This is a genomic window from Roseateles puraquae, from assembly GCF_002205845.1.
GTDB lineage: Bacteria > Pseudomonadota > Gammaproteobacteria > Burkholderiales > Burkholderiaceae_C > Pelomonas > Pelomonas puraquae.
On record NZ_NISI01000009.1, the window covers coordinates 224,921 to 234,050 of the forward strand.

General features: G+C 64.3%; 15 protein-coding genes. 5 read left to right on the plus strand and 10 right to left on the minus strand.

The genetic code is table 11. The features are described from left to right. Nucleotides 1-7: 7 nt before the first annotated feature. Genes bufB through CDO81_RS20170 form a run of 3 tightly spaced genes read left to right on the plus strand, consistent with a single transcriptional unit; the run spans nt 8 to nt 2,030 of the window. The gene (gene bufB / locus CDO81_RS20160; protein WP_088485016.1) at nt 8-856 is read left to right on the plus strand and encodes an MNIO family bufferin maturase; all 849 of its coding nucleotides are present in this window, start codon (nt 8-10) and stop codon (nt 854-856) included. Continuing rightward, nucleotides 853-1,551, plus strand: coding sequence for an HvfC/BufC N-terminal domain-containing protein (locus CDO81_RS20165; protein WP_088485017.1), 699 nt, complete (start codon nt 853-855; stop codon nt 1,549-1,551). Before bufB ends, CDO81_RS20165 begins: the two co-directional genes overlap by 4 nt. Further along, entirely contained in the window at nt 1,548-2,030 is a 483-nt protein-coding gene (locus CDO81_RS20170; RefSeq protein ID WP_338139997.1) for a DoxX family protein, read from the plus strand. Before CDO81_RS20165 ends, CDO81_RS20170 begins: the two co-directional genes overlap by 4 nt. On the opposite strand, the gene CDO81_RS20175 is transcribed toward CDO81_RS20170, so the two are convergent. The 5 genes from CDO81_RS20175 to CDO81_RS20195 form a co-directional block, all read right to left on the minus strand. After that, the gene (locus tag CDO81_RS20175) at nt 2,014-2,901 is read right to left on the minus strand and encodes an energy transducer TonB (protein ID WP_088485018.1); all 888 of its coding nucleotides are present in this window, start codon (nt 2,899-2,901) and stop codon (nt 2,014-2,016) included. The two genes, CDO81_RS20170 and CDO81_RS20175, sit on opposite strands and share 17 nt — an antisense overlap. Continuing rightward, a complete protein-coding gene (tolR, locus tag CDO81_RS20180; protein WP_088485019.1) occupies nt 2,901-3,338 on the minus strand; it encodes a protein TolR in 438 nt (145 codons plus the stop codon). Before tolR ends, CDO81_RS20175 begins: the two co-directional genes overlap by 1 nt. 1 nt (nt 3,339) lies before the next feature. Beyond that, nucleotides 3,340-4,017, minus strand: coding sequence for a protein TolQ (tolQ, locus tag CDO81_RS20185; RefSeq protein ID WP_088485020.1), 678 nt, complete (start codon nt 4,015-4,017; stop codon nt 3,340-3,342). Further along, nucleotides 4,014-4,376: a YbgC/FadM family acyl-CoA thioesterase gene (locus CDO81_RS20190; protein ID WP_088485021.1), complete on the minus strand. Its 363-nt coding sequence runs from the start codon at nt 4,374-4,376 to the stop codon at nt 4,014-4,016. The genes tolQ and CDO81_RS20190 overlap by 4 nt, the downstream gene beginning before the upstream one ends. Before the next feature lie 247 nt (nt 4,377-4,623). Further along, a complete protein-coding gene (locus tag CDO81_RS20195; RefSeq protein WP_088485022.1) occupies nt 4,624-4,926 on the minus strand; it encodes a helix-turn-helix domain-containing protein in 303 nt (100 codons plus the stop codon). 122 nt (nt 4,927-5,048) lie between these two features. On the opposite strand from CDO81_RS20195, the gene CDO81_RS27735 reads away from it, so the two are divergent. Then, complete coding sequence (locus CDO81_RS27735) at nt 5,049-5,810, plus strand: hypothetical protein (RefSeq protein WP_144397319.1); 762 nt, start codon at nt 5,049-5,051, stop codon at nt 5,808-5,810. A 50-nt stretch (nt 5,811-5,860) separates the two neighbouring features. On the opposite strand, the gene CDO81_RS20200 is transcribed toward CDO81_RS27735, so the two are convergent. Genes CDO81_RS20200 through CDO81_RS20220 form a run of 5 tightly spaced genes read right to left on the minus strand, consistent with a single transcriptional unit; the run spans nt 5,861 to nt 8,715 of the window. Then, complete coding sequence (locus CDO81_RS20200) at nt 5,861-6,289, minus strand: acyl-CoA thioesterase (RefSeq protein WP_193466523.1); 429 nt, start codon at nt 6,287-6,289, stop codon at nt 5,861-5,863. Between the two features lie 44 nt (nt 6,290-6,333). Continuing rightward, nucleotides 6,334-6,867, minus strand: coding sequence for a PIN domain-containing protein (locus CDO81_RS20205; protein WP_158218359.1), 534 nt, complete (start codon nt 6,865-6,867; stop codon nt 6,334-6,336). Nucleotides 6,868-6,896: 29 nt separating this feature from the next. Then, nucleotides 6,897-7,640: a hypothetical protein gene (locus tag CDO81_RS20210; protein ID WP_088485025.1), complete on the minus strand. Its 744-nt coding sequence runs from the start codon at nt 7,638-7,640 to the stop codon at nt 6,897-6,899. Further along, the gene (locus tag CDO81_RS27740; RefSeq protein WP_144397321.1) at nt 7,601-8,236 is read right to left on the minus strand and encodes a hypothetical protein; all 636 of its coding nucleotides are present in this window, start codon (nt 8,234-8,236) and stop codon (nt 7,601-7,603) included. Before CDO81_RS27740 ends, CDO81_RS20210 begins: the two co-directional genes overlap by 40 nt. Before the next feature lie 2 nt (nt 8,237-8,238). Continuing rightward, a complete protein-coding gene (locus tag CDO81_RS20220; protein ID WP_162293497.1) occupies nt 8,239-8,715 on the minus strand; it encodes a hypothetical protein in 477 nt (158 codons plus the stop codon). Between CDO81_RS20220 and CDO81_RS20225 the strand changes: the two genes are divergently transcribed. Next, complete coding sequence (locus CDO81_RS20225) at nt 8,684-9,076, plus strand: DUF72 domain-containing protein (RefSeq protein WP_088485028.1); 393 nt, start codon at nt 8,684-8,686, stop codon at nt 9,074-9,076. The two genes, CDO81_RS20220 and CDO81_RS20225, sit on opposite strands and share 32 nt — an antisense overlap. Nucleotides 9,077-9,130 lie beyond the last annotated feature (54 nt).

The following is a 9,130-nucleotide window of genomic DNA, read 5'->3' on the forward strand; positions in this document are numbered from 1 at the left end:
TCGCCTGATGCCGATGTCCACGGCGCCGGCGGCTGCCCCCGTGGGCATCGGCTGGCGCCAACCTCATTACGACGCGGTGCTGGCCCAGCGGCCAGCGGTGGGCTTTCTTGAAGTCCACAGCGAGAACTTTTTTGCCGAAGGGGGCGTGAGCCTGGCCGTGCTGGAAGCCGGCCGCGCCGCGTACCCCTTGAGCCTGCACGGCGTTGGGCTGGCGCTCGGTTCGGCCGCCGGGCTCGATGGCCTGCACCTCGAGCGCCTGGCGCGCCTCGTGCAGCGCATGCAACCCGACTGGGTGTCCGACCACGCCTGCTTCGCGCGCGTGGGCTCGGGGCTGCATGCGGCCGATCTGCTGCCCATCCCCTTCAATGACGAATCTCTGGCGGTGATGCTGCGGCATGTCGACCAGGTCCAGCAGCGTCTGGGCCGACAGTTCCTGGTCGAGAACCTCAGCGCCTACGTGGGCTGGCAGGGTGACACCCTGGCCGAGCCCGAGTTCTTCAACCTGCTCACCGCGCGCAGCGGCTGCGGGCTGCTGCTGGACGTGAACAACCTGTTCGTCAATGCGCGCAATCAGGGCCTCGCCCCAGAGGCGGCAGCCCAGGAAGCGATGCGCTGGATCGACGCGATCCGACCGGGCAGCGTGGGCGAGATCCACTTGGCCGGGCATTGCGAGCGTGACGATGGCTGGGTCATCGACGACCATGGCAGCGTCGTGCGCGACGAGGTCTGGCAGGTCTACGCGCATGCGCGCAAGCGCCTGGGCCCGGTCCCGACGCTGATCGAGTGGGACACCGACGTGCCCGAACTGGCCGTGCTGCTCGCCCAAGCCGAGCAGGCGAGGGCGGTGGCGGCATGAAGGCTGACCAGCAGGCTCTCGTCCATGCGCTGCTTGGCCTGGGTGAGGCGCCCGCCGCGTTGGCGGGTGACGGCCGCGGCTTGGAGGTCTACCGCAACAACCTGCGCGCGTTGTCCGCCCAGGCCTTGGGCGTGGCCTTCGAGCGACTGCGAGCGGCGCTGGGTGACCAAGAGTTCGCCGCGCTGGCCTGGACCTACTGGCGCCACGATCCACCACGCAGCGGCGACCTCGGCGACTGGGGCGGCGGCCTGGCCGGCTTTCTCGTCGAACGGGCTGGCGAAGATTCCGGCTTGCCTGACCTGGCACGGCTCGATTGGGCAGTGCACCAGGCAGAGCGGGCCGCTGACAGCGCGCTGGACGCGGAATCCCTCCACCTGCTGGGCACGACAGCGGCCGACGCGCTATGGCTGGTGCTTCGTCCGGGCGTGTGCCTGCTGTGGCAGCAGGCCGGGCCGGTGCTGGTCTGGCGGGCGGGCTGGCGCGGCTGCTCGCAAGCGATCGACACGGCCGAAGCGGCCTTCGTGGAAGCGGTGATGGCCGGGCGGTGCCTGGCCGACGCGCTCGCGACTGCGGAAGTGAAAGGTTCCGGCGCCAGCGCCGACTTTGACTTCAGCGCGTGGCTGCAGGCCGCGTTGCAGAACGCCTGGCTGCATGCGGTCAGGGTCACGCCACCCACCTCGAATGCCGTCTCATGAAAGCTCTGCTCTCCACCGCGCTGCGCGCCTTCACCGATCCCGGGCTCACACCTTCGCGCATGCCCGCGCCGTTGGACACGCTCGCCAGCCATGCCCAGTCGCTCGCGCTGCTCGGGGCGCGGCTTTATGTCGCCCAGGTGTTTTTTCTGTCGGGCCTGACCAAGCTGCGCGACTGGTCATCGACGCTCGCGCTGTTCAACGACGTCTACCAGGTGCCGCTGTTGCCGCCGGCGCTGGCCGCCTACATGGGCACGGCTGGCGAGTTGGCGCTGCCGGTGCTGCTGGTGCTCGGGCTGGCTTCTCGCTTCGCGGGTGCCGGGCTCTTCGTCGTCAACCTGATGGCGGCGCTGTCGCTCAGTGCCGATGACTTCTCACCGGCGGCCCAGGCACAGCACAGCCTGTGGGGCGTGCTGGCGCTGGTCATCCTGCTGTTCGGGGCCGGCCGGTGGTCGGCCGACCGCTTCATTCGCGTGGCCTGAAGGTCAGGATCAGCACCGGCGGCACTCGACCGTCCACATCACGGGGCAGGGTCTCTGCCTTTTCAATGGCGCGCAGCACGGCGCGGTCCCAATCGGCATCGGCGCTGGCCTTGAGCACCTTGGTGCCCAGGATGCGGCCGTCAGGGCCGAGGGTGACCTGGACTTCGGCGGTCGGGTTCGCGCCGCCATCATCGGCGTAGATGATGAGTGGCCGGATCTTGCCCTTGATGCGCCCGGCATAACCGGCCGAGGGCGCCGAGTTCTGCGCCGCCGTGCCCGTGGAGCCCGGTGTGCCGCCGGCCATGCCCTGGATGCGGCGCAGGTTCTCCTGGCGCAGGGCCTCGCGGCGGGCCTCGGCGTCCTTGGCTTCTTTGGCTTCCTTGGCGGCCTTGGCGTCCAGTGCCTTCTTGCGCTCCTGCTCTTCCTTGGCCTTGTCCTTCTCTGCCTTTTCCTTCTCGGCCTTCTCCTTGAGGGCCTTGTCCTTGGCTTCCTTCTCCTTGGCTGCCTTTTCGCGCTCCAGGCGCGCGGCTTCCTCGCGGGCCTTTTCTTCCTTGCGCTTCTTTTCCTTGGCCAGAGCGATCTCGGCGTCGCGTTGCTGCTGCTCGGCGGCCTCCTGCTCGGCGCGTTGCTGGGCAGCCCGCGGGTCGGGCCTGGGGGGCTCGGGCTCCGGTTCGGGCGGCGCTTCTTCGCGAGGTGCGGCCACCTGGGGCACGGCCGACCACAGCTCTGCCTCGAAGGCAGCCGAGTTGTCGCTACGCCAGTGCAGACCGTAGGTCAGGGCGAGCACGAGCAGGCCGTGCGCCAGCAGCGCCAGCGCGATGCCGCGGCCCATGCCGGCCGCCTCGGGGGGGCGAAGGGTCGCGACCGCCATCAGTTGGACGCGGCGCCGCTCTTCACAGCGAGGCCCACACGTTGCACGCCAGCGCGCTGCAGGGTGTCCATGACCTGCACGACCGCTTCGTACTTCACGTTCTTGTCGGCGGAGATCACCACCGGGCTGTTGGCATCCTTGCCCTGGCCTTTTTTCACCCGCTCGGCCAGCCGGTTCAACGGGATCGATTCGGGTTCGAGCTGGTCGACCTTGATCTTGAGCTTCTCGTCGGTGCCCACGATCACCTGGATGACGTGGTCAGGCTGCTGGCGGCTCTTGCCGACACTGGGCAGGTCGACGACGCCGGTGGTGATCAGGGGCGCGCTCACCATGAAGATGATGAGCAGCACGAGCATCACGTCGATGAACGGGACCATGTTGATCTCGTTCATCGTGCGGCGGCGGCGGCCGCCTCCTCGGCTGACGGTGGCGGCCATGTCAGTGACCCTGCGCGGTGTTGCGCTGCAGGATGTTGGAGAACTCCTCGATGAAGGTCTCCAGCGTGATCGCGGTGCGGTCGATCTGGCGCGCGAACCGGTTGTAGGCCAGCACGGCCGGAATGGCGGCGAACAAGCCGATGGCGGTGGCCACCAGCGCTTCGGCGATGCCTGGCGCCACGGTTGCGAGCGTCACCTGTTGCAGGTTGGACAGGCCGACGAAGGCATGCATGATCCCCCAGATGGTGCCGAACAGGCCCACGTATGGCGAGACCGAACCGACCGAGGCGAGGAAGGACAAGTTGCTTTCCATCGCATCGAGCTCGCGCTGGAAGCTGGCCCGCATGGCGCGGCGGGCGCCGTCCAGCAGCGCGCTGGCATCGGTCACGCGCTTCTCGCGCAGCTTCAGGAACTCACGCATGCCGGAGGCGAAGATGCGCTCCAGCGGCGCGCCGTCGGTGCGGTTGCCCACCGACTGGTAGAGGTCGTTGAGGTTCTTGCCGCTCCAGAATTCGGCCTCGAAGGCATCGTTGCGGCGCTTGACCTGACCCAGGCCGATCAGCTTGCCGAAGATGACGCTCCAGCTGGCGAGCGACACCAGCAGCAGGCCGGCGATGACGAGCTGCACCGCCAGGCTGGCGTGCATGATCAGGGAGACGATGGACAGGTCTTGGTTCATGCGGTGTTCACGGCCGCGACGGCCGATTGGACGATGTCGGGCAGGCGTTGGGGTTTGAGGGTATCGGCGCGCACGCAGCCGATGCGAATTTCGCCCTCGCACAGCAGCGTGTCGCCGCGCATCGCGCGCTGGCGCACGACGAGGCTGGCGCGACCGGCGGGTTCAGGGTCGACGGTGATGGTGAGCAGGTCGTCCAGCCGCGCGGGCGACAGGTAGCGCAGCTGCGTGTCGGCCACGACGAAGATGAGGCCGGTGTCTTCACGCAACTGCTGCTGGCCCACGCCGGCGGCGCGCAGCCACTCGGTGCGCGCGCGTTCGAAGTACTTCAGGTAGTTTTGAAAATATGTCAGGCGGAACATTAAACGACTATCCCAATTCAGGGGCCGGCGCGTCGTTGAAGGCGGCAACTATTAAACGACGCGTTGGGATGCGCAAAAAAAGAGCACTCGTCATTTAATGGTCGCCTCTCGGATGTCTGCCAGCTTGCCATTGTCGCCCACTAGCTCAGATGGGCAGGAGTGAGATGGCTGGGGCGGCTCGGGCTGGAAGCTGCGTGCACGGGGTGGCTGTGCTGCTGGCGTCCTCGGGAACCCGCTGGACGGGCCGTCAGGCGTGTCCGGCCGTGCTGATGGAAGTGAGTTCGGCCCGAATCGTTGCCAGCAGGCGCTCGATGGCCGCCAGGTCAGGCGGGTGGGGCAAGTAGGCCAGTGCGGCTACGGTTGCAGGGTGCAGCCCCAGAACCTCGGAAAGGTCATCGACCTTCGACAAGGTCGCGTGCCTCTCACCTCGCTCCAGCTGGCTGACATAGGTACGGCTCGAGACTGCGCCAAAGTCCTCCTGCGACACCCCCTGAGCGCTGCGCGCGCAGCGCAGAGCGGGACCTAAGGCGTTTTTGCGGAGGAGCTTCATGTCAGGGCAACCAGCCCCGATTTCCGCATCTAGAATGCTAAAGCACTACACGCTATAGCGTTCATGATCGACCATCTAGTGCGCCTGCCAGCCGCACCTACCTACTCACCGACCACTCGAAAATGGACAAAGTGAAGGCGCCAGGTATCAGAGAGCGAATCAGGCAGCAAGCGGTTGAGCTTCTAAGCGCCAACCCCGCTGGCCTTCGCTACTCTGAATTGTTCCGTCAACTACGAGATGGGCCGCCAGCATTCAATGGCGGGACTATCAGTTCGACGATCTGGAATCTGGACGTCGTACTGCCTTCTTTGGTGTGGAAGCCGTCAAAAGGGTTATACCGACATGCCGACTTTAACGAGGCGGAGGCTTCGACTGAGGCGGTGGCTCGGGTCACGCCAAATCAGCATAAGGTTCGAGAAGATCAGTTTTATGCTCCGCTCGCGGACTGGCTGAAGAACGAAGCCGAAGAGGTGACGCTTGCACTTCCGTTGGGAGGCAACATTTTCCGTGACCGCTGGGGTACTCCCGATGTAATTGGCAAGCGTGAGTCGAAGAGAAGTGACGTCATCAAGGCGAATACCGAGATAGTGGCTGCAGAAATTAAGGCGGACACCATGCAATTAGTGACCGCCTTCGGGCAGGCGTGCGCTTATCGGCTGTTTAGCCATCGATCTTATCTCGTGGTACCAAAGCAAGCGAATGCAGATGAGATCGCGCGGCTGGATGCTTTGTGCGAGATATCGGGGATTGGTCTAGTGACTTTTGATGCCGAAGACGTAAAGGCACCCGGCTTTTCGGTACTGGTTCGGCCGAGGTCGCATCAGCCTGACCTTTTCTATACCAACCGCTATCTCGCACTGATCGAGGGCGATCTCTTCAACTAGTATTGTTTAGGAGCTAGTAGCCTATTCCCGCGGATTCAACGATCACGGTATCAGTCAGTAGGGCCGATCAATTTGGAGAGCGCGAGTTCCAAATCTGGGTGGATCTCCGGTTTGCCTTGGGCATTGACGGCTGTACCGGTTACGGTAGCACTCAGCATCAATCGCCTGTCAGGTTCTCGGAAGATACTTTGAATGAACTGCAGGCGCAGTCGCCCTTTCCTAACGAACGTCGTCTGGACCACAAAGTTGTCTGCCGCCGTCAGTGAGCCTTTAAAGTCGGCCTCGATCCGGGTCACAACCAGGAAAATGCCGCGTTTCGCCAGTTCGCCAAAACTCAGGCCCACCTTCCGCAGTAAGGCGTGTCGGGCATGCTCAAGGTAATTCAAATACACAGCGTTGTTGACGACTAGGCCCATGTCGCATTCGTAGTCACGAACCTGCATATGCAGTTCTGACCTGGAGGCTTCGGAAGGAGGCATGCTTCAATTAGCTCGTTGTCCCGACAGCCTCTGGCCTCGTGCTGTCACGCACTTGGCCGCGCCTCAAACTGCAGCTTGCTCTGCCGCGCGGAGTCAGGAAGGGGCAGGTCTAGGATGGTCCATGGCTGCACGCCGGCACGAAGTGCACAGGCCCGTACACCCTCGTCACCTGAAATGATCGCCCGTGCGCCACAGGCCTTGGCAATCGCCACGATCTGCCTGTCGACCTTGACCTTCTGGCGAGAACCCACACCGCCATCCTTCTTCGCGGCTTGAGCATCCTTTCCCTCAGCAAGGGCCTGCGCAGCTCGACCAAGTGCAGCAGCATCGAGCAGGGCGCATTCTGTTGCCGACCGCCTGTCGAAGGGCGCTACCTCGATGCATGCCCGTCTCTCCAGTTTGTCCATGTACTCAAGTCCCGCCTGGTCCGCGCCGGCAAGAAACTCGGCCAGTGCCGGCATCGGCACAACGATCTGACCCTTTTTCTTTTCCATGTCGGCGAGGAAGGCGTCGATCCGGGCACGGCTGTCGGCACTGAGCTTCGGGTCAACCAACGCAACCAGGAAGTTGGTGTCCACGGCCACCTTCTGGAACGAAGAGCCCTTGGTCAATGGACGCCCCTCAGTTCTCGCCAGAGGTCCTCCGGCTGCTCCACCGCCCTCCAGCCGCTGTTCTCGACAGCCGAGAATTCAGCGATGACCGCCGTCAAGGGCGTTTCGTCCAACAGCTCAAAGGAGCGTGCGGTGCACCTGTTCGTCTCGGGGTGCCAACCATCGTCGCCGCGAATCCAGTGGCCGCGAACGCAAACGCGCACCAGTCCCTTGCGAAAGTGCGCGAGAACTTCGCGCGCCAAATCCTCACTGCGGACCAGAACCTTGACGTCGTACCCGTCAACAGCGCGGAGGTGTAGGTGCATGGTGTCGTCTGCTCCGACCAGACCCGTCACCATGCCATCCACGGTGCCTTCTTGCCACACCCGGTGTAGCACCTCGTTAGCGGCCTGAACGCCGTGGAAGCGGTGGACAACCTCGCGATTCGCATCCAGCAGTTCAGCTTCGCGGATACCATCCACGCCCAGCATCGCTTCCAGTTCGGCAGCCACCCGCGCTGGGCGGCTGTCGTCCTCAGTGCGGACCAGCTTCAGCCGCTGGTTGACCTTGTCAACGCAATCGTCAGCCACCAGCGCACGAATGCCCGTGCTTTCCTTCTTGATCCCTTTGAATACAGGGCGGTTCTCGGTCCCGAGAAGCTCAGCGAAGACGCGCAGGTACTCAGCCAACCGCTCCATTGGGACGCGGTCAGGGTTCCGCTTCAAGATGCGGAGCATGAAGGACCACTTCGGCTCAGCCATGACTGCCAGTTTAGAGGCTGCGCCAAAAGCCTGACACAGTACAGACGCGGGGGGTAACCAGGCTGATTCTGCGAGGGCGCGACGACCGTCAGTCGCCCAGAACCACATCCTGGACCTGCTGTTCCAGCGACCGTCCAGATGCGTCGGCGTCGGCCGATGTCGCCAGCAGGAAGATGCACCGCGCGCCGCTGCTGTCCTGCCACTGCCGGCCGACCAGCGTCTTCTCGCGGGTATTCGAGCGGCGAGGGATCGCGGCCGAGCCGGAAGTCGCCGTGACCAAGCTCCTGCCAGAGCATCTTGGCCTGCCGCCCAAGCAGCAGCGAGAACGAGTTGAAGGCTTCCTCGCCCATCTCGCTCTGCAGCTCGAACAGCCGGCTCTGCGAGATGTCATCGTCGTAGACGACCCAGGCCCAGCTGCCGTGCTCGTCAACTTGCTCGAACTCGAAGAAGAAGCACAGGCCGCTGCGATGCCACGCCCGTGACGCCTGCGCGTCGGCACCCTTGATTTCCCAGTCGCTGCGCCATTCAGCCGGCCACGACGCCGGGTCGAGATCGGCCGCCGCAATGGGGGTTACGGAGTGAATGCGATTCGACATGATCAGTGTGCGGCCCCGTTCAACGGCGGCACGTAGCCCATCTCCACGCACAGACACCAGCCTTGGTCGTGGACCCGATCCCAAGCTTTCTGGCCGACGCGCTGCCGCATTTCGCGGTCCAGGTCATACACGTCGCCCGATTGCAGTTGCAGCGTCCACGCCTTGTGGACCGGGTCTTCCTCCACCGCGCAGTAGACCGGCGTGACCGCGAGGCCGCTCGCGTGCACGAGCCATTGCTCGCTATCCTTTTCTTTGACGTGCCAGAGGGTGCGCCAGGCGTCCCCGAACGGCCCGGCCAAGCGTTTGGCTGAGCAGTGGAGGTAGCCTTCTTCCATCAGAAGGATTTCAGCTTCCTGCCGCATGCGCGCCAACCCTGCTTCTCCCAGCGGGACTTCGGCTTCAGTGACACGGCTGGCCCATTCGTCCGGCACGGTGCCGCACCAGCCCATGCGGCCGCCCGATGATTTCAAGTTCAACATCAAGGCGTTCCGACTGCTGACCGGCCACCAGACGCCGCCCAACGTGTTCCCGCCTGACATCCAGCAGGCGTTGCCGCCGCTCTCGGGCAGGAAGAAGAACTGGTACTACGCCGATCTGCCACGGGAGATCGTCGACGAGATCTGGTTGCGCTTCAAGGCGGCAGTCGAGCCGCTCAAGGCCGCCTGCAAATTGCGGGCGGTGCATTTCCAGTACCTGCACTCTGCGATGGTGTTCGGTGCCGGCATCGCGATCACCTTCGCCGCCTACCGGCTGCTGAACCTTATTGCGGTGGCCGCTTTCTGGATCGCCTACATCTTGACTAGGGAAGGTCTGCAAAACCCCGTCCGCGACGGACGATGAGGTTGCATGCCGTTCGCGCGGAGAAATAGCGTCCTATCAGAGCGTCGCGGGCGG

Coding starts and splice junctions, on each gene's coding strand:
- CDO81_RS20195 (WP_088485022.1), bottom strand. CDS start 4,926: ATGAAGCTCCTCCGCAAAAACGCCTTAGGTCCCGCTCTGCGCTGCGCG.
- CDO81_RS27735 (WP_144397319.1), top strand. CDS start 5,049: ATGGACAAAGTGAAGGCGCCAGGTATCAGAGAGCGAATCAGGCAGCAA.
- tolR (WP_088485019.1), bottom strand. CDS start 3,338: ATGGCCGCCACCGTCAGCCGAGGAGGCGGCCGCCGCCGCCGCACGATG.
- CDO81_RS20210 (WP_088485025.1), bottom strand. CDS start 7,640: ATGGCTGAGCCGAAGTGGTCCTTCATGCTCCGCATCTTGAAGCGGAAC.
- CDO81_RS20200 (WP_193466523.1), bottom strand. CDS start 6,289: ATGCCTCCTTCCGAAGCCTCCAGGTCAGAACTGCATATGCAGGTTCGT.
- CDO81_RS27740 (WP_144397321.1), bottom strand. CDS start 8,236: ATGTCGAATCGCATTCACTCCGTAACCCCCATTGCGGCGGCCGATCTC.
- CDO81_RS20175 (WP_088485018.1), bottom strand. CDS start 2,901: ATGGCGGTCGCGACCCTTCGCCCCCCCGAGGCGGCCGGCATGGGCCGC.
- CDO81_RS20170 (WP_338139997.1), top strand. CDS start 1,548: ATGAAAGCTCTGCTCTCCACCGCGCTGCGCGCCTTCACCGATCCCGGG.
- CDO81_RS20165 (WP_088485017.1), top strand. CDS start 853: ATGAAGGCTGACCAGCAGGCTCTCGTCCATGCGCTGCTTGGCCTGGGT.
- CDO81_RS20190 (WP_088485021.1), bottom strand. CDS start 4,376: ATGTTCCGCCTGACATATTTTCAAAACTACCTGAAGTACTTCGAACGC.
- CDO81_RS20220 (WP_162293497.1), bottom strand. CDS start 8,715: ATGTTGAACTTGAAATCATCGGGCGGCCGCATGGGCTGGTGCGGCACC.
- CDO81_RS20225 (WP_088485028.1), top strand. CDS start 8,684: ATGCGGCCGCCCGATGATTTCAAGTTCAACATCAAGGCGTTCCGACTG.
- tolQ (WP_088485020.1), bottom strand. CDS start 4,017: ATGAACCAAGACCTGTCCATCGTCTCCCTGATCATGCACGCCAGCCTG.
- bufB (WP_088485016.1), top strand. CDS start 8: ATGCCGATGTCCACGGCGCCGGCGGCTGCCCCCGTGGGCATCGGCTGG.